Origin of the sequence: Peribacillus sp. NPDC097295, from assembly GCF_044761665.1 — a bacterium.
In the GTDB taxonomy this organism is placed as follows: domain Bacteria; phylum Bacillota; class Bacilli; order Bacillales; family DSM-1321; genus Peribacillus.
Map to the genome: position 1 here is coordinate 63,258 of NZ_JBIWCW010000012.1, position 19,785 is coordinate 83,042.

Annotated in this window: 18 protein-coding genes; 15 read left to right on the plus strand and 3 right to left on the minus strand. The window is 38.3% G+C overall.

What is annotated here, in order from left to right:
- Positions 1-4 precede the first annotated feature (4 nt).
- Positions 5-424 carry a hypothetical protein gene (locus tag ACIQXN_RS16765; protein WP_402969020.1) on the plus strand — a complete coding sequence of 140 codons (420 nt, stop codon included), beginning with the start codon at positions 5-7 and terminating at the stop codon, positions 422-424.
- Positions 425-426: 2 nt separating this feature from the next.
- A complete protein-coding gene (locus ACIQXN_RS16770) occupies positions 427-1,485 on the plus strand; it encodes an alpha/beta fold hydrolase (protein WP_402969022.1) in 1,059 nt (352 codons plus the stop codon).
- Positions 1,486-1,641: 156 nt separating this feature from the next.
- Here the strand turns inward: ACIQXN_RS16770 and ACIQXN_RS16775 are convergent, their stop codons facing one another.
- Complete coding sequence (locus ACIQXN_RS16775) at positions 1,642-2,241, minus strand: nitroreductase family protein (RefSeq protein WP_402969025.1); 600 nt, start codon at positions 2,239-2,241, stop codon at positions 1,642-1,644.
- Positions 2,242-2,581: 340 nt separating this feature from the next.
- Here ACIQXN_RS16775 and ACIQXN_RS16780 point away from each other — a divergent pair, with 340 nt between their 5' ends.
- From ACIQXN_RS16780 to ACIQXN_RS16830, 11 genes are all read left to right on the plus strand, one after another.
- Positions 2,582-3,190 (plus strand): flavin reductase family protein, encoded by a 609-nt coding sequence (locus tag ACIQXN_RS16780; protein ID WP_402969028.1) that lies wholly within the window; start codon positions 2,582-2,584, stop codon positions 3,188-3,190.
- Between the two features lie 151 nt (positions 3,191-3,341).
- Positions 3,342-3,788, plus strand: coding sequence for an SRPBCC family protein (locus tag ACIQXN_RS16785; protein ID WP_402969031.1), 447 nt, complete (start codon positions 3,342-3,344; stop codon positions 3,786-3,788).
- A gap of 156 nt (positions 3,789-3,944) precedes the next feature.
- Positions 3,945-4,208: a metal-sensitive transcriptional regulator gene (locus tag ACIQXN_RS16790; RefSeq protein WP_402969034.1), complete on the plus strand. Its 264-nt coding sequence runs from the start codon at positions 3,945-3,947 to the stop codon at positions 4,206-4,208.
- Positions 4,209-4,430: 222 nt separating this feature from the next.
- Entirely contained in the window at positions 4,431-5,882 is a 1,452-nt protein-coding gene (cls, locus tag ACIQXN_RS16795; RefSeq protein WP_402969076.1) for a cardiolipin synthase, read from the plus strand.
- Positions 5,883-5,958: 76 nt separating this feature from the next.
- Positions 5,959-6,708: a (S)-benzoin forming benzil reductase gene (locus tag ACIQXN_RS16800; protein WP_402969037.1), complete on the plus strand. Its 750-nt coding sequence runs from the start codon at positions 5,959-5,961 to the stop codon at positions 6,706-6,708.
- 237 nt (positions 6,709-6,945) lie between these two features.
- Positions 6,946-8,202 (plus strand): glycoside hydrolase family 18 protein, encoded by a 1,257-nt coding sequence (locus tag ACIQXN_RS16805; RefSeq protein ID WP_402969040.1) that lies wholly within the window; start codon positions 6,946-6,948, stop codon positions 8,200-8,202.
- Positions 8,203-9,072: 870 nt separating this feature from the next.
- Positions 9,073-9,840: a hypothetical protein gene (locus ACIQXN_RS16810; protein WP_402969043.1), complete on the plus strand. Its 768-nt coding sequence runs from the start codon at positions 9,073-9,075 to the stop codon at positions 9,838-9,840.
- Positions 9,841-10,032: 192 nt separating this feature from the next.
- Positions 10,033-11,022, plus strand: a complete 990-nt coding sequence (locus ACIQXN_RS16815) for a cation diffusion facilitator family transporter (protein WP_402969046.1) — start codon at positions 10,033-10,035, stop codon at positions 11,020-11,022.
- Positions 11,023-11,170: 148 nt separating this feature from the next.
- Entirely contained in the window at positions 11,171-11,914 is a 744-nt protein-coding gene (locus ACIQXN_RS16820) for a Cof-type HAD-IIB family hydrolase (protein ID WP_402969049.1), read from the plus strand.
- A gap of 147 nt (positions 11,915-12,061) precedes the next feature.
- The gene (locus ACIQXN_RS16825; RefSeq protein WP_402969052.1) at positions 12,062-13,060 is read left to right on the plus strand and encodes an NAD(P)H-dependent flavin oxidoreductase; all 999 of its coding nucleotides are present in this window, start codon (positions 12,062-12,064) and stop codon (positions 13,058-13,060) included.
- A 359-nt stretch (positions 13,061-13,419) separates the two neighbouring features.
- Positions 13,420-15,813 carry a YhgE/Pip family protein gene (locus ACIQXN_RS16830; protein WP_402969055.1) on the plus strand — a complete coding sequence of 798 codons (2,394 nt, stop codon included), beginning with the start codon at positions 13,420-13,422 and terminating at the stop codon, positions 15,811-15,813.
- Between the two features lie 69 nt (positions 15,814-15,882).
- On the opposite strand, the gene ACIQXN_RS16835 is transcribed toward ACIQXN_RS16830, so the two are convergent.
- Both ACIQXN_RS16835 and ACIQXN_RS16840 read right to left on the minus strand, forming a co-directional pair.
- A complete protein-coding gene (locus ACIQXN_RS16835; protein WP_402969058.1) occupies positions 15,883-16,482 on the minus strand; it encodes an exonuclease domain-containing protein in 600 nt (199 codons plus the stop codon).
- Between the two features lie 223 nt (positions 16,483-16,705).
- Positions 16,706-17,332, minus strand: a complete 627-nt coding sequence (locus ACIQXN_RS16840; protein ID WP_402969061.1) for a CAP domain-containing protein — start codon at positions 17,330-17,332, stop codon at positions 16,706-16,708.
- Between the two features lie 345 nt (positions 17,333-17,677).
- On the opposite strand from ACIQXN_RS16840, the gene ACIQXN_RS16845 reads away from it, so the two are divergent.
- Positions 17,678-18,913 carry an NAD(P)/FAD-dependent oxidoreductase gene (locus ACIQXN_RS16845; protein WP_402969064.1) on the plus strand — a complete coding sequence of 412 codons (1,236 nt, stop codon included), beginning with the start codon at positions 17,678-17,680 and terminating at the stop codon, positions 18,911-18,913.
- A 63-nt stretch (positions 18,914-18,976) separates the two neighbouring features.
- The gene (locus tag ACIQXN_RS16850) at positions 18,977-19,519 is read left to right on the plus strand and encodes a GNAT family N-acetyltransferase (RefSeq protein WP_402969067.1); all 543 of its coding nucleotides are present in this window, start codon (positions 18,977-18,979) and stop codon (positions 19,517-19,519) included.
- Positions 19,520-19,785 lie beyond the last annotated feature (266 nt).

Sequence of the window (19,785 nt, forward strand, 5' to 3'; positions counted from 1 at the left end):
ATAAATGCCGAAAAAAACAGATTTTTATAAAGGTTTAAAACTATTGGGCACACAAAAAGAACAAAAGTTGAATGATAAAATACGTGAGGCAATTAATAATAGAAGTTTTATCGAATCCATTAGCAAAAACTCACAGCAACAGGTTCCACGTATAAACAAGATACAAGAAGCTTCAGAAAGAATGTCCATCATCATGAATTATCCAACCAAAAAAGATGTGGCAAATGTTGCCAAACTAGTCATCCAACTCGAAGAAAAAGTAGACAAGGTAGAGGAATTACTCTTAAACCTTACCGAAGGGAAAAAGGCCTCCCGTAGGAAAAATGATAAAAATACAGAACAAGGGCATAAAAAAAAGAAAATCAGTGACTTTCTTTATGATTCCTTATTATCTAATACCCAGGTGAAAGTAAAAGGGTTATGAAGATGAAGAATAATAAGGCAGGTGGCAAATCTATGGTGACACCCAAATGGAAACACTTTTTGGACATTCCTAATCGGCCCATGCCTGAAATGGGAATAACGCCAAGGATATCGATTTGGAATAAAAACAAATCAACATTATGGTATTATCCGCCAGTTAAAAAAAAATATAAAGTTCCAGTATTTCTTATTTATTCACTGATAAATACACCTGTAATTCTTGATTTAGGTCCAGGTAATAGTTTGATAGAAGCGTTTGTAAAAGAAGGTTTTGAGGTGTACTTGATCGATTTTGGCAGTCCAGGGTATGAAGATGGAGACACGACGATTGATGATTATATTGTAAAATATATCAAGGCTGGGGTGCGACGCGCACTTCTTCACTCAGGAGCATCAGAAATATCCATCATGGGTTTCTGCCTAGGTGGAACGATAGCTACGATGTATGCGGCAATCGCAGACGAGCCAATCAGGAATTTAATCCTTTCGGTTACACCAATTGATTTTAGTGAATCCCCAGTATTCGATCAATGGCAGGCTTCGATTAAGGACGGTAGCGCCAATTTCGATGAAGTAATCGACACCTTCAAAATCATACCGGCTAGTGGTGTCAAAGATGGCATTCGATTAATTACTTCACCTATCTATTTTTCTCCATATTTATCTCTTCTAAATCAAGCCGATAATGAACAATATGTTCAAAACTGGCGTCGCTTCAATGCCTGGACGAATGGACATGTACCTTTATCTGGAGCTGCTGCAAAACAACTGGCCGATGACCTTATTAAAAATAATCGTCTCGTTAAGGGGCGTTTGAAAGTCAAGGGAAAAAAAGCAAAAATCGAAAATATCGATGCAAACGTTCTAGTAGTTGCTAGTGAACATGACCGATTGGTACCACAGGAAATGATTTCCCCAATAATGAAGCTTTTAAGATGCAATGATAAAACGTACACTCTCCTTCAAAGTGGACATGCTTCCAATAATTATGCGGGTGTGTTGCCTCAATATCTTAAAGAGTGGCTTCCACAGAGATCTTCACCAATCAAGACATTAAAATAGTACGGAGGAGGGTGGAATATGGTAAAGGAAAATGATGAATTTAAAATTATGGCAGTAATAGGCTATCTAGGTTTTGCATCGGTTGTATTCTCAAGGTTTTTTGCAGGAGAAAACTAATATGAATGAGGCTGGCTCACTCCTGAACCAGCCTTTTCATTATGAAAAATATTTTATGCGTTCCTCAAGTGGCGCAAAGTCTTTATCCCCAGGTTCAGCTGTTGGTTTACCGAATGGCATCTGCGCTATCAGTTTCCAATTTCCTGGTAGGTTCCATGCATTCTTAACCTCCTCATCAATTAAAGGGTTATAATGCTGAAGACTGGCACCGAATCCCTCTATTTCCAAGGCCGTCCATACTATGAATTGAAGGATACCCGATGATTGATTGGACCAAATCGGAAAGTTTTCAGCATATGCTTTATACTGTTCTTGGAGTTTTTCCACGATTGATTGGTCTTCAAAAAATAGGACAGTTCCGAAGCCATTTTTGAAAGATTGCATTTTTTCTTCTGTTTGTTTAAAATCTTTTTCGTCAACGATTTTACGGAGGGTTTCTTTGGTTATGTCCCATAACTGGTCATGACTTGCTTCTGTAAGAACAACCACTCTTGCACTTTGAGAATTGAATGCAGTAGGGGAATATTGAACAGCATGATCGATTACTTCCTTTATCCTGCTAGTTGGCACAACGGTGTCTTTGCTGATCCCATAATAGGAACGCCTATCTTCAACTGCCTGAAAAAAATCTTTTTTCAATTTATGCACCTCCTTTAAATCTACTACATAATTAGGGTTTCTCGTATTGGCAGAAATATGTTTAGAAATTAATGGGCTATTATTTAATGAGGGACATCCATCAAATTTAGGTTTTACACTAGATTTTAGTAAAAGTAAGTTTAGATTTTGGGAACGAAATTGGTGTCCAAATAAGAAATCCTCAGTATGAATGTGGTAACATGAAGGTACTCAATAAAAACCGATTATTTTTTAAAATAAATATAAGATGTGATAGGGTAGCAATGAAAAGTCCGAGTTAGAAGGGACAGTACATGGCTTCTAAGCCCTATCAATAATGTTAGGTGAGAGGGGATAGCATATGATTTCAGTGAATCCTGAAAATCTTAGCGAGCGGGAAAATTATAAATTCTTGACAGGTAGCATAATTCCTAGACCGATTGCTCTTATTACGACACAATCACATACTGGCGTAATTAACGTTGCACCTTTTAGTTTTTTCAATATAGTCAGTTCGAGTCCGCCGATGCTTTCAGTTTCAGTTCAAAGAAAAAAGGGAGTCCAGAAGGATACCGCACGAAATGCGCTGAAAAGCAGGGAATTCGTGGTCCATATCACAGATGAAGACATTATCGAAGATGTTAATCAAACGGCAGCAGAACTGCCACCCGGAGATAGTGAATTGTTTCTCACGAAATTTACGGCCATTCCTAGTGAGAAGGTATCGGTCCCAGGTTTGCAAGAAGCGAAAGTTCGTTTAGAATGCATATTGGAACAAGCCATTCCTTTAGCTGGTTCAGGAGACAATCCAGGTTGTGATTTATTAATAGGTAGGATAGTCTGCTACCATATTGACGAAGGTATTTACGACAAAGGAAGAATTGATCCGTCTGGACTGAAACCGGTAGCTCGCTTGGCTGGACAAACTTATACCAAACTCGGGGAGTTATTTGAACTACAGCGTCCTTGATCATTTAATTAGACGAATGGCGATATCCTAATAGATGTCGTCCTTTTAATATTGGGAGCATGTGTGTGGATTTCAAACAAATTGCAAGTTCTTATTCTTTGTAGGAGGCATAGGGTTAGATGATGTAGTAATATTAAAAGGGGGACTTTCATTGACTGAAGGTTTACATAGCATTGTCTTATCTGTACCAATTGAGGAAGTTTGGGCATTCGTTAGTGAAATAGAACAATGGGCACCTCTAGTCCCAGGATATATCAAGCATGAATTATTAAATGAACGGACACTTATATGGGATTTTAAGAGTGAGCTCGGTTTAATGAAAAAGAAAATTAAGTTGGCTGTTGAGATAAAGGACTGGCAAGAACCAAATAAGATCACATTCAACCTTCGAGGAATAAATGAGAAATTTGAGGGGTATGGTTACTTCTTGGCTGAACGTGTAGAGATTAGACAAACAAAGATGACGGGTTGTCTTATAATTACAGCAAAAGGGGCAAAAGCACCCATCGTAAATGCATTGCTTAAAACGTATGTCCCACAAATGACGATTGAATTTGCTGAGACTATTGCTCAAAGGCTTCAAGTGCAAAATAAGTAAAATTATATAGTGGAATGGATGTTAAAAAACACATCAGTAATCTTTGGTTAATTAATTGTAAAGCAGAACATGTTTAACTCGCCAAAAGGGTCTGAACGTAGTAATATGCACATGGTAAGATAAAGGTGGAAAAGTGAAATAGGAGGAAGACCCGACATGGAATATGAAAAGCAAATGAAGAACCGCGTAAAAAGGATAGAAGGGCAACTTCGGGGAATCTTGAAAATGATGGAAGATAACAAAGACTGTAGGGATGTTGTTACGCAATTGTCCGCTACAAGATCGGCAATAGACCGGACGATAGGCGTAATTGTTAGTTCCAACCTAGTGGAATGTGTACGAGAAGCCAACGAGTCCGGCGATAAGAATCCTGAAGATCTGGTTAAAGAGGCAGTTAATCTATTGGTGAAAAGCCGCTAATGTGGAATGCTCCTTTTTTATATAACGACTACTATATAATCGTAGGATTAATTGTTCAATCCTCAGTACAGAATCCAGCACCGCTTAATTAGGGAGGCTGGATTTTTATGTGAAAATATAAATATCATATTGACCTGTGTGAAACATGATATCACTTTGAGATAAAAGTATTTGCATGTTATCCTAATAGGGATAAAAATTAGTGAGGGATTGCCATTGGAAATTTCGCAAATAACATCCGTTTTATTCGCTCTCGTTCTTATTTTAAATATACTATTTGCTACAATTGTAATATTTTTCGAAAGAAAAGAAGCAAGCAATACATGGGCTTGGCTATTGGTCCTGTATTTTCTTCCCGTAGTTGGCTTCATATTATATCTTCTTTTTGGGACAAGTTTGAGACATGCCCATCTATTTCAGTGGGAGGATAAAAAGAAAATTGGGATTGAGGAAATCCTTGAAAAACAGATGGCCGCCTTTAGTACCAAAGATTTTCCATTCCGTAATAATTCATCAAGCTATTATCGTGATTTAATCTACATGCACCTTCGGTATAATGATGCCGTATTAACCGAAGATAACCAGCTCGATATCTTTACTGACGGAAGAGAAAAGTTTGAACAACTCTTTAAGGATATTGAAGCGGCTGAAAACCATATACATATTCAATATTATATTATTCAAAGAGACGACCTGGGTAAACGTTTCATAGAGGCTTTGACTCGAAAAGCCAATGAAGGAGTCAAGGTCCGTTTGCTTTATGATGAATTAGGATCGAGGAAGCTGACTAAAGGTTTTTTCAAAGAATTCAGGCACGCAGGCGGAAGGGTCGAAGCATTCTTCCCATCTAAATTAAAATTCATAAACTTACGTCTTAATTTCCGCAACCATCGAAAGCTTGTGATCATTGATGGGGAAGTCGGATATGTTGGCGGCTTTAATGTAGGCGATGAATATTTAGGGCTTAATCCTAGATTTGGATATTGGCGTGACACCCATCTCCGGATTAAGGGCCCTGCCGTCAAAGCCATTCAAACCCGCTTCATTTTGGATTGGAACCAGGCCTCAAAACATCATGACATAACCTATCAACCGCATTATTTTCCTACACCGGTATATCAAGGTACCACTGCAATGCAAATTGTAACGAGCGGTCCCGATTCTGAATGGGAACAAATTAAGAATGGCTATATTAAATTAATTTCCTCAGCTAGAAAATCGATTCTCATTCAGACTCCATACTTCATTCCTGATGCAAGTCTTTTAGATGCACTCCGCATAGCAAGTTTATCAGGCATTGAAGTGAATATCATGATACCCAATAAACCAGATCATCTTTTCGTCTATTGGGCAACCACTTATAATGTTGCAGAATTGCTAAAGGCAGGGGCCAATGTATTTATCTATGATAATGGTTTTATCCATGCGAAAATGATTGTAGTGGACGAAGAAGTATCGTCTGTCGGAACCGCAAACATTGATGTTCGAAGCTTTAAGTTGAATTTTGAAGTGAATGCGTTCATATATGATAAAGGAATTGCCGAGAAGTTGACCAGGATATTTTATGATGATATAGAAGTTTCCAGAAAGCTAACGATGGAAGAGTTCGAAAAACGTTCTAAGTGGATTAGATTTAAAGAATCCATTGCGAGGCTATTATCGCCCATATTGTAATAGCGTTTTTCACGGTTCCTGGATGCTTCGATTTTTTTACAGGTAAGAATATATAGTAAGGGGAGAGGTGCACGTTATGAAGACTTTTATAATCACAGGAGCAACTAGAGGTTTAGGTGCAGCAATTGCAGAGCAATGCTTGAACAAAGGAAATCATTGTATCTTGATTTCTCGTAACCCTCACCCTGAGTTGGCTGAAAAAGCAGTCATGGCTGGGGCGAGACTTAGTTTCATTTACATGGATTTATTTGACGGCTCACAACTTTTGCCATTGATCGATAAGATTCTGGCAGAACTGGATGAAGAGAGCGATATATATTTTATCAATAATGCCGGAGTTATTAATCCAATAAAGACAGTTGGGAAATTAGAACAAGATAACATAGAAATCAGCATGCGCGTGAACTTTATGGCGCCTGTTGTACTGGCAGATGCCTTTATAAACCGAACAAAGGATTGGAAACAAAAAAAGGTAATGGTGAATATATCATCTGGTGCTGCAAAGAATCCCTATCATGGTTGGGCAGCTTATTGTAGTACAAAAGCCGGACTTGAGATGTTCACCCGCGTAGCTGGTCTCGAACAGGAGAAAGAGTCATTCCCGATGACTCTCATATCTTTTTCTCCAGGAGTGATGGATACTGGTATGCAGGAAACCATTCGTTCCGCAGATGAAAAGGACTTTTCCGACAGAAGTAAATTTCATGACTATAAAGATAAAGGTTTGCTGAGAAGCCCGGAATTCGTAGCAGAAAAATTATTACACTTGTTAGAGTACACGGATTTGGAAAACGGGAAGTTTTACGAACTTAATCGTTTACTTTAGTGTTTTAAAGAAGAGTCCGGAGAAGTCATACATCTTCATAGTAAGGGGCCGTCCATTTGGACGGTCTCTTTTTTTAGTTTAAGACTTCATTACCTTTGATATTTCTTGAAAAGGGAACAAACAATCCAACTTAATAAATTATACATGTAGTTTTAATGCTCCGAATACATTAGTAAGGTTGATAAATAGATGTTACAAGACCAGATTTTCCACACACTATTAAGAAGGAGGGGAAATATGACAATCACGGTTGTGAAAAAAGGGGATACCTTAGAGAGCATTGCTATAAGGTACAATGTTGACCCAACAATGATTGTAGATGTGAATGGCTTGGAAACGACCGCACTGGTTCCGGGTTTGGCACTATATATCCCGACAAGAGTGAGAAATCGAACATACATTATTAGAGAGAATGATACACTTTCAGAAATTGCAAAGAGATATATGACGAGTGTAGCGGCGATTAAAAAGGCTAATCCCGGCCTTTCCAATATACTTATGATAGGGAGGGAAATAATGATTCCATCTCCCTTTAAAAAACAATTGGTGACAATGGGCTTCGCATTTCCAGCCTCTGGTGGAGAAGTGTTTGAAATGGTTGAGGAAAATGGTGATAAGCTAACCTACCTTGCGATTGTTGCCTATTCATTTACAGAGGAAGGTTATGCATATGTAGATGGTGATGATCTACCGCTTATAGAAAAATGTAAGCAAAATGGGGTGACGCCCCTGTTAATGATTCGTAACTTTCAAAATGGAGATTTTAAGGCCGATTTAGCTGGTGATGTCCTTACCAATTCCATTTACCGGAGAAATCTAATTACAAGCGTGCTGAACTTCGTGAAGGAAAAAGGGTATGGCGGTGTGAGTATGGACCTGGAATTCGTTCCTCCGGCTAATCGATCGGAATATGTGGCCTTTTTGCAGGAAATAAAAGAAGAGATGGTAGATCTTATATTACAAGTGAATGTTCATGCGAAAACAGAAGATAATCCTGATAACCAAATTGTTGGCGGGCATGATTATAGGGGAATTGGAAAGGTTGCAGATCTAGTCGCCGTCATGACAATTGACTATGGTTACCCGACGGGACCCCCAGAACCGATTTCTCCAATTTGGTGGATGAGACAGGTTCTCCAGTATGCTGTATCCACGATACCTGCGAATATTATACAGGCTGCCATTCCCATGTACGGTTATGATTGGCTCATCCCTAGCAACAAAACGAGAGCACTGTCAGCACAAAATGCCCAAAACCTTGCGATAACAACAAATTCAGAAATACGCTTTGACAGAAATGCAGCTTCCCCTACTTACTCGTATGTACAGGAAAAATCAGAATATATCGTCTGGTTTGAGGATATTCGCTCTATAAACGAAAAATATCAAGTGATTGATGCATATGAACTAGCAGGTACCACCTATTGGCATATTGGTTTACGTTTCCCGCAAAATTGGGCGTATATACAGCAAAATATATTGGTAATAAAATAGTTTGTCACCAATCTATATAAGTAAAAAGAGCTGATAAATCTTTCAGCTCAATAATCAATTAATGTATATTGTAAGTCTTTCCTCTTCAAACATGCATATAAAAAGGTGAGAAATATCAAGCCGGTGCAAAAACGAATATTTATTTCGATCCCATAATTCTCCGTGATAAGCATATGAGTAATACAGCAATAGAAAAGTAAGATTGATGGAAGCACTCCCGGCAGAATATTTTAGCTATTGTTTAGTTTGAAGCTTCTTTTTTGGATGAGTCTAGTGTAGGTAACCTCTCGCATCTGCTCCAGGTCAATAGATTACTTGGCAAAAGTCAACCAAAGAATGAGGTGTTTACCCAATAAATTTGCAAAACGGAAGACAAATAATCCACTAACAATCATTACAATAAAATAACTGGTATTGATACATCCCCACCATTGCTCTCCTAATTTCAAGTTCGTTTCCGCTTATACGTATATAACAGCCGCATTACAAACCTTCGAAGCAAAGGAACAATAAGATCGAGCGAAATGAGAGTCCGTATTGTTGGAGTTCTTTGTATCGCTTCCCATCCGGGCCTGATTGATTCCCCAACTGATAATCGAAAAATGCTGCTTATCGTTATTAATAGGATGGAACCATTTGGATTGATTTAGCATTTCTAATATGCATCTTGAAAAAAGGATAGCATAAAGAATATTTCATTTTTGTGCTTAAAAAATAAGTTTTGCTTAATTTATTTCTTTTAAAGATGGTGTGCTTTAAACTAATCAGGAGGTAAACAAATGTTTTGAGCGAAATTATGCTCATTCATTTTGCAACTTTGCATTCCTTTGCTAATATATAAACATACACAAATTTATAGGAGTGTTGACTGTGGCTGAAACTCCAGCAGAAACAAAAGGTTTGGTTCACTACATAGAACCTAAGGGAGACTTCATTACTTTTTCAGATGAAGAGGATTATGTGGCAAAAGGGTTAGAATGGAAATTGTTCACTGCGAGATCAGTAAAAAAAGAACTAGTATATAAAAGTGGAAGTCATCAAGAAAAAGTCAAATTGGCCGGTTATGAACAATATGGTAACGGTTTGGATACAATTGTTGTTGAATTTGAAAATGGCAAACTAAGCTGTATACATCCAGCTTATTTAAAGGAAATGCAAAGTTCGAATTTTGGGAAAGAATTATTGAGCGGTCCCATTTCTCCGACAACCTTAATGGATGTCGAACAGGAAGTTAAGGAAAAAGCAACAGAGGACCTTGGCGAGCTCAAAGAAACTCCGAAAGCTGAACAAAAAAAGGAAAAGCCAAAGAGTAAAAAGAAACAGGCCATACCTAAACTGGACTTACCTGCCGACAAAGTACATTTTACGGCAACCGTTAAAGAGTTTACAGCCAAAATGAATCATTTTACAGGCGAAGAGGATGAAGTGATCCTTCTGGAAAATGTAAAAGTAACCACAGATCCAGAACTAGTCATTGGGGATGCATGGTGTGGCTATAGTAAAACATTAAAAAAGGCTGAACTTGAAGAAGGCGACGAACTGGAGTTCGATGGAAAAGTCGTAGACAAGAAATACAGTAAGGAAGTTCGTTACAAAGTGAACAACCCTTCCAAATTGGTGAAAAAAACGAAGGCTTAGTTTCATCTATATGTATTATAAAAATGGTAGTGAGTCCTTGCTCACTACCATTTTTTGGTCTGTGTTAAAAATTGAATAGAACCAGTTATAACCTTCAAATAACAACAATTTTTTACTCTCATTATGGTTCGTTTGAATGTAGATGGAAATACTACAACTTGTGTAAATAAAAAATGAAGAGGGCTATCGGATATGAAAAAATTAATGTTGTTGCTGAAGCAAGGGAATAAGTCAGCTTTTATTGCAACCTGTATTAATACTATTATTGCCATTTTAAAGGGGATTGCATATTTCCTTACAGGCAATGTCGCAATGTTTGCGGAGACCCTACATTCGTTAGGGGATGCTGCGAATCAATTTTTCGTTTTTGTAGGTTCTGCTCTAAGTAAAAAAGCACCGACCGAACGATTTCCAGAAGGGTTTGGGCGTTTGGTTAATTTAGTACTTCTAGGAGCGGTATTGATTGTGGGAATCATGTCTTATGAAACGATAAAGGAAGGCTTTCATCATATTCTACATCCCATTCCATCGACAGGGATTGTCATTAACCTTTCCGTGTTATTCATCGCCGTTGTACTTGAGGCCTATGTATTATTTAAAGCCATGAAAGAAGTGGTTAGGGAAGCAAATATCGAAGCTAGAGGAGCAGCAATCATAGTTAAAAGCTTTTCAGGTTTAAGTCGGGCAAAACCTGCCACAAAACTTGTGTTTATGGAGGATATGGTAGCTACGGGTGGTGGCTTACTCGCAATCCTGGCAATTTTACTGGCTAATTTCACACCATTCAAGCAGGCTGAAGGTGTAGCTTCAGTGTTGATCGGACTCGGCATGTTTTACGTGGTTGGACGGGTATTCTTTGAAAATGCAGCAGGGGCGCTTGGTGAAGCTGATATTGATATGCGCCTGAAAATAGGGACGATGGTAATGAATGATCCAGAAGTGCGTGATATTCAGAATCTTGCAGTGATCAAAGAAGGAGAAGACTTTCATGTGGAACTCGAGGTGGAGCTCGATGCACATATTACAATCGCTGAAGCGGATGTCATTAAAGACAGATTAATTGCATCAATTTTCAAAGAAAGAGGGGTAACAGATGTCATTATAGAATTTGATGAAAATGACGGTATTTCAAAATGGGAAGAAAGGATTCGCTCTGAATTAAACGAAAAAGAAAAGGGGTAATGACTTAATTCAGGCACGCCATATTCTTAAAGTACTAAAGAGTATAAGATTATTTGCTAATGCTTATACAATCAGATTTCTTCCTTGAAGAAGCAAGATACAGTATGCTATAAGTATCTACATTGCAAAAGAGGAAGGATGTATATAAATGGATAATATAAACATTAAATTAGTTGCACTCGATATGGATGGCACGCTATTAAATCAAATCGGGGAGATTTCTGAAGAGAATCGACGGGCGATTAAAGAAGCCGAGAATCAGGGAGTATATGTCGTTTTAAGTACGGGAAGAGCTTTTGCGACTTGCAATGATTTTGCGAAGTCAATGGAACTTCAATCATATTTAATTACGGTTAATGGAAGTGAAATATACAATAACGATGGTGAATTGGTGGAAAGGCATATCGTCGATAGCGAATCCATACAATGGATGTGGGAATTGAGTCAAAAGCATGGAACTTATTTTTGGGCGACAAGCTGTGATCGGGTCTACCGGGATGAGATGCCTGAAAAAATCATGGACTCAAAATGGCTTAAATTCGGGTTTGATACGAACGATGATACCATTCGTCAATTGATTATGGATGAGCTGAGAACAAAGGAGAATTTAGAAATAAGTAATTCTAGTCCTACGAATATTGAAGTGAATGCTATAGGTGTCAATAAGGCGAAAGCAATCAATCGTGTATGTTCAATGCTGGATTTAACAATGGATCATGTTATGGCAGTGGGAGATAGCTTAAATGACCTTGCCATGATTCAAGAAGCAAAATTGGGTGTAGCCATGGGGAATGCACAGCAAATCGTTAAGGACAAATCCGATTGGGTCACTTCGACTAATCAAGAAGATGGAGTGGCCAAAGCGATACGGAAATGGGTTCTATCTAAATAAAAGGAAGCTGCATGTGGATTTCCCATATGCAGCTTTTTTATAACCTTACCTCTAATAAATTATTTCTTGAATATTATGTAATTTAGAAGTATGATAATCTCGTAGTGTAATATTTTGGTAAAATATTAAATAATGGAGGTTTTACTGATGAGCAAATCCATTCCTGAGCACTGGTGGAAGCAACTTTCTTTACCGGTGATATCAGCACCCATGTTTTTAATTTCTGGCCCGGAATTAGTGAAAGAATGTTGTTTAAATGGAGTAATAGGCTCGTTTCCTGCTCCAAATGCTAGACCTATCGAAGTATTGGACCAGTGGATGGGTGACATTAACAATACACTTATATCGGCAAGGGATAAGGATCCAAACAGTAAAATTGCTCCTTGGGCTATGAACATGGTCGTACACCGTACGTACAGCCGCCTTGAAGAAGAATTGGAATTGGTCAAAAAGCACCAACCTCCCATCGTCATTACTTCACTAGGCTCACCAAAACATATTGTGGATGTTGTACATAGCTATGGAGGCCTCGTTTTTTCGGATGTAAGTAGTGTGGATTTTGCCAAAAAAGCGGCCGAAACCGGTGTGGATGGATTGATCCTAGTTGCTTCAGGCGCTGGTGGACATGCAGGTGAAATAAATAGTTTTGCTTTCGTGGACAGTGTCAGGAAATTTTGGGATGGAATCATTCTACTCGCTGGATCAATTGGTACGGGGCATAGTATATTGGCTGCACAAGCTGCAGGAGCAGATTTAGCCTATATGGGTACCCGTTTCATCGTGGCAAAAGAGAGCATGGCAAATGATGAATATCGTCAGATGCTTGTTGATTCGAATCAAGACGATATCATCTTGACTGATGCATTTTCAGGTGTTAACTGTAATATGCTTAAGCCAAGCATAAGAAAAGAAGGAATGGACCCAGATAAATTAGCCAGGAAAGAAAACGTGGATTTTGACAGCATGTCCAAATCATCTGATTCGAAAGCATGGCGTGATATATGGTCTGCAGGCCATGGGGTTGGAGCGATAAAGCAGATTGATACCACTGCTGGTATTATTAAGCAACTTGAAAAAGAATATCACGATTCTCTTGGAAGAATGAATGAACAGGTAAATAAATTGAAAGGTACCATTACAAGGTAACTTGAAAGCGCTTTAGAATCTTCATGAAGCATCATAGCTTTATGAAGGTGGGACTGTCTCATAAGTCCTTTTTCGAGTAAAATAACGCAAGATTGAAGAGGCAGAAATGTTGTTAAATCAACATTTCTGCCTCTCTTTATTTCTTCAATTTAGGCATAACTACCCTTTTTGGGACAGCTCCATTTTTGATGAGCCAATCCAATAAATACATCCACAATTACTCCCGAAAAAACCCTTTCCATTTATGTATTCTGAAGATATTAAGGTTGATAAATAACAGAGGAAATGGTATATTACTCGCAGATAATGACCAACTGAATAAATTGGTCAGTTACTTCTTGGAGGAGGATTTGCAAATCATGTTTAAATCGTTAAAGGGAGAATTTTTGGCGATTATAAAAAATCCAATAATACTAATCTCTATAATAGGGATTATTACGGTTCCACTTCTTTATAGCGGGACGTTTTTATGGGCTTTTTGGGATCCCTATGGAAAGGTGGACCAACTACCGGTTGCCATTGTTAATAATGACAAAGGAGCCAATTTTAATGATGCGGAACTCACCATAGGGAAAGACTTAGTGGAAGAATTGAAGGAAAAGCAAGATTTTGATTGGCATTTTGTGAGTCAAAAGGAAGCGGATCAGGGGCTCAATAATCTAGATTATTATATGAAAATAGAAATTCCAGAAAATTTTTCTAAGAACGCAACCACTTTACAAGACGATAAACCGGAGAAATTGGATTTGATTTATACATCCAATGAAGGCTATAACTATATTTCTACTAAAATAGGGGATGCCGCTTCAGAAAAAATCAAGGCCGAGGTTTCGTCAGCAGTCACGAAGACATATGCTGAGTCGATGTTCGATAATTTGCAAGATGTGGCTAACGGTCTCAAAGATGCAAGTGATGGAGCGGGTAAGTTGAAGGATGGGACCGATACGGTGAAAGACGGAACAAAAGATTTAGGTTCCGGTATTAACTCTGCCAAAGAAGGCGCAGAAAGAGTAGATGAGGGAATTAGTTCCGTTCAGTCAGGATCGGTTGAAATCCAAAATAATCTTGAAAAATTGGCCGAAAAATCGGTAACATTTTCAGATGGGGTCGGTTCAGCAGCGAGTGGCTCAAAAGAACTTAACCAAGGATTACAACAATTCAGTTCTGGTTTCGGGCAAATGAAAGCAGGACAAACGGAACTTTTGGAGGGAGCCAAGAAATCTGAAGCAGGTTCCGGTACGTTAGCGGCAGGTTTACAACAATCCTTGGAAGGGTTCAATCAGATTGAAGAAAAACTCCCTAGTTTGTCCGAGGGGGCAAATGGAGTAGCTACGGGTGCAAGCAAGCTTTCCTCCTCTTTGACAGATTGGAGTGCTGGTGCCAATGAAGCGAAAACAGGTGCAGCTCAAGTTTCTGCGGGGCTCGATGAAGTTATTTCGGGACTGAAACAACAATCTCAGGCTTCGGAAGACCCAGCTGAAAAAGCTCGTTTGGAAGGACTTATTACATCATTGACTAAAATCAATGAAGGAAGTAAGGGAGTTTCTGCGGGAGTAGATAAACTTTCAGCTAGCGCTTCTGAAATTTCCAAAGGTGGTACAAGTCTTAGTGATGGTGCCAGTCAATTGGGAAAAGGAACGGACGCTCTTAGTGATGGTTTCACCCAATTGTCCGAAGCACAAGGAAAACTGGCTAGTGGAGCAAGTGAACTAGAAAGTGGTCAGGGACAATTGGTAGCCGGTTTAACGACATTCGGTGAAAGTATAGATACGGCTCAGAGCGGCCTTGGTCAATTAACGGAAGGCAGCAATAATTTAGTCACGGGTCTTGATCAATTAGAAGATGGTTCCAAGCAATTATCCAGTGGGACTTCACAACTTTCCGAAGGATCGAAAAGCCTGGTTGCAGGAACGGATAAGTTGAAAGATGGATCATCAAGCTTGACCAGTGGGATGGGTGAATTGGCCAATGGGGCAATCAAGCTGGAAGATGGCGTCGCTAAACTTTCTGATGGATCAAAAGAATTGCATGATGAATTGAAAGATGGGGCAGACGAAGCAAGTGACATCAAAGCGGATGATGATGTATATGACATGTTTGCAAGCCCAGTGAAAGTCGATAAAATGCCAATAAATAATGTACCGAATTATGGAACTAGTTTTGCTCCATATTTGGTATCATTGAGTTTATTTATTGGAGCGATCGTTTTGACAATCATATTCCCGATGAGGGATCCTGTAGTCATTCCTGAAAATGGATTCGGCTGGTTTATTAGTAAGTACGGTGTCATGGCATTAGTGGGATTATTTCAGGCCATCTTGGTGGATTTGGTATTAATACTAGGACTGGAAATCGAAGTGACGAATATTCCATTATTCATCATGATTAGCGTTATGGCTAGCTTGACGTTTATGGCAATCATTCAATTCCTAGGAGCAGCCTTTGACAATCCAGGGCGTTTTATCGCCTTGTTGATTATGATCCTTCAGCTGACTAGTAGCGGGGGGACATTCCCGAATGAATTGGTTCCTAGTTTCTTGCAACACTTTACACCATTCTTACCAATGACATACTCGATTAATGCATTTAGAGCGGTTATCTCCACAGGGGATTATAACTTCATGTGGCATAACCTTAGCATCTTGGCTATTTTCTTAGTAGTGGCTTTGATACTATCTATCGTTTACTATTGCTTGAAATTCAAAAAGCAAAAAAATATATTTGCCAAAAAAGAGGATGAAGCATCGGTATAAAATAGTCTTTTAGAGAGTAATTGAAAGTATATAAAAAACGGAAAAATTCGTAAGAATTTTTCCGTTTTTTTATACATGAGATTTTTGAGAAGAAGGTGCATATTTTTTCATTGGATTTTTATTGATAACATCCTTCAGGTAGGGGAGACCGGCAGGGTTGGATTTTTGCAACAGTTCCATTAGGTAGGAAATGTCATCCATGGCCCGATGTGTTTGAAAGGAAGTGATGTTATGAGATTGAAGCAGGGTTAACAGCTTACTATTTGCGAAACCATATTGTTTCCAAGGAACATTTCTCATCGTACAAAACCACTTTTGGTCATTAATTTCCGGGTACAACTGATAGAGAAAACTGCGATCAAAGGAAGCGTTATGGGCAAATATTGAATCAGTACGGTCTATGTATGATCGTATTTTTTCATCGTGAAAACGTTTCCCTTCTACAGAACTATGGGGTATTCCGTGAACTCTGTATGCTTGACTATAATTTCTTTTAGCTTGATAAGAGAGTGGTTCTCTTAAAAATGAATCTTGATCAACTAGACTTAAAATGTCTCCAGTCTCACTGTTATAGGTGAAAAGAATTAGAGCAAGTTCGATAATTTCATCCGAGTTCGGTCGTAATCCAGTCGTCTCCACGTCTAGCACTAAACCTATTCTATTTGACAATTAATTCTCCTCCAATGATTATTTTTATCTATTATATCTGAAATTTGTTATCTAGTGAATCGAGGAATGTTTCTGCTGATAATTTCCTTTCTGAGACTAAAGAAGTTATGAAAGAGGTTTAAATTCGAAACCTCCCACTTATGGACTTCTTTAACGAATTACTATGATTTAATAGGGGATAAAGAAGAAAAACATGCAGCGAATACGCTGCATGTTAAAATTTCTATTTTCCGATGAATTGTTGTGTCCAATAACGACTGTACGTACCGCCTTTAACATATCCAATTCCAATATGCGTATAGTTCTTATTCAAGATGTTGGCTTTATGTCCGGCACTATTCATCCATGACTTCATTACTGCTGATGGACTGGTTTGTCCTGCTGCAATATTTTCACCAGCATATGTATAATTAATCCCAAATGATTTCATCATATCAAAAGGTGAGCCATAGGTAGGGCTTGTGTGACTGAAATAATTATTGTCACGCATATCTTCTGATTTCGCCTTTGCCACATTTGAGAGTTCTTCATCCATTTTCAATTCCTTCAGTCCTGCCTGTGCACGTTCTGCGTTAACTAGATCAAGAACTTGTTGTTCAATGGATTTGCTACTTGCCTGAGCTGCTACATTTTTAGTAGTGGGTAAGGAAATGGCTTGTCCAATTGTAATTTGATTAGGATCATCCACTTCAGGATTTGCCTTAAGCAATTCGGAAAGGCTGATATTATGTTCAGTTGCAATTTTTGCTAATGTATCTCCGTTATTAACTGTATAGGTATTGGCACCTAGAGCCCCGGTTGGACATAGTAGCGTTAAAGTTAGTACAGACGGTAAAATAATTTTTTTCATTGGATTTCCTCCTGTAACAAAATTCTGTAATGAAAATCTAGTATGCTATAAAATTAGGAAAACGTAAACCGGATAAATTTTGAAAGGAGAAAAATCAGGATTAAAGAATTAGTTACATTTTAAATAATTATAGGTACATACTATCTTAATGTTAAAGATGTAATGGCCTTAATAGGCCTATGTAATCGTAATTTCTACAGAAATAATTATTTATAAAGAATTATTTTACGTTTGCATTTTATCTTGATTAGGGTAAAGAAGGATTAGTTTAAAAGCTCTTATAAATATATAAATAGAACTAAAAACAAGTGCAAAGTGGTCATAAGTAGGAAGGTGAAGGTAAGAATGAATTTGAAATCCGGAAAATTATATTGGAACGAGACTTATAATGAACAAATGAACTATCCGGTATTAGAAGAAGATATCATGTGTGATGTATGCATAGTAGGATCTGGGTCATCGGGAGCGCATTGCGCTTATTTTTTAGCGGAAACTGGACTTAATGTCATTCTTGTAGACAAGAGGGATTTAAGTACAGGAAGCACTGTTGCTAATACAGGTCTTTTACAATATTCAAATGACAAATCCTTAACTTCTTTGATTCATAGTTTTGGAGAAGAAGCAGGTACTCGACATTTACAGCTTTGCTTGGAAGCCATAAATACGCTTGAAAAAAAAGTTGTACCCAGCTTAGCTGATAATCCAGACTTTAAGATTAGGAAGAGTTTGTATTATGCTTCGAATCCTGGTGATGTACCTATGTTGAAGGAAGAATATCAAAATCTTAAAACCCGTAACTTTCCAGTTGAATATTACTCTGAAAAAGAGATAGGGGATCATTTTTCCTTTTTAAAAGCAGGAGCCCTTGTTACAGGTAACGATGCCGAAATTAATCCATATAAGCATGCACATTTATTACTCAAAAAGGCTTATCAACAAGGGGTGCGTGTGTTTTCAAATACGAAGATCAATGGAAAAATCTTAAAAGATGATCATACAGAATTAATGACCGACTCTGGTCATTCTATACGAGCCCAGCATGTTATTTTCGCAACCGGATATGAAGCTCAAGAAGAGGTGAACGATCCTAATGCGATGATCCTCAGTTCCTACGCAATTGCAACAAATCCGATTGCGGATTTTGCCAAATGGGATGAGGGAATGATGATTTGGGAAACGGCAAGGCCTTATCTATATGCAAGAAAAACGGTGGAAAATCGAATAATTATAGGGGGATTAGATGAAAGAATAACCAATCTTGAAAAGAGAGATTCAAAGATCATTCATAAACGAGATGAATTATTGAAGCAACTCGTCGGTTTATTCCCAGAGTTGGAGGGTTTAGTTCAAGCAGATTATTATTGGGGTGCTTTCTTTGGTGAGTCACATGATGGTTTGCCTACTATTGGGATTTATCCAAATTTCCCCAACTGTTATTTCTTAATGGGGTATGGGGGAAATGGTACAGTTTATAGTGTCATTCTCTCACAAATCATTAGAGATTTGATAACTAAGAACAGACATCCTGATTCAGCCTTGTACTTGAAGGAAAGGTCTATTATGAAAGGAACTGTGAGTTAAACAGGAAAATCGCCCTCGAATATAGAATAAAGGAGGATATAAATATTAATGGAGGGATAAGGGATGAAGTTTCCTGAATTAGGAACGGATAGGCTGTCCCTAGTAGAAATAGGTCGCCAGCATTCAGAGAGTCTGTTTGATATCCTATCAAGAGACGAAGTAACCCGTTATGGTGGCATCGAAACATTGGTTCGGTTTGAAGAGTCTCATCGGATTATTAACTCGTTTAGAAGCACTTACATTAATGAAAGAGGAATTCAATGGGGAATTGTCATAAAGGATACAGGAAGGTTCATAGGGACTGTTGGTCTGAATCATTTGAACAAGTCTAATAAAAGAGCAGAACTAGGCTACGAAGTTCACCCAGATTTTCGAAGGAAATACTTTACGTATGAAGCGGTCAGAGAAGTATTGCGATTTTCCTTTCAAGAACTGGAGTTGCATCGCATAGCTGCATTAGCTTTTCCAAATAATCTGGCATCGACCAATCTGTTGAGAAAAGTTGGATTCCTGGAAGAAGGAAAACTTAGAGATTTTATCTACTTAAATAATCATTCACAAGATGTTTTAATCTTTTCCTTATTGAAAGCCGAATTTTTACGTTAGGAAAGCTAAAATTGTTATAATAAATTATTTATACGCGGGAAGTTAAGGTTTGAAAGCATTCGGTGCGATTTCGCAACGAGTGTTTTTTTGGTGTGCCCGGCATGGGTGCAATCTATAGGGTGTGAGTCCCGAACCATGAAGGCAGTAGTAGTGGTTAGCTTAATGCAAGGGTGTCCACGGTGACGTGGAATCTGAAGGAAGCAAGCGGCAAACCTCCGGTCTGAGGAACACGAACTTCATATAAGGCTAAGTATCACTGGATGAGT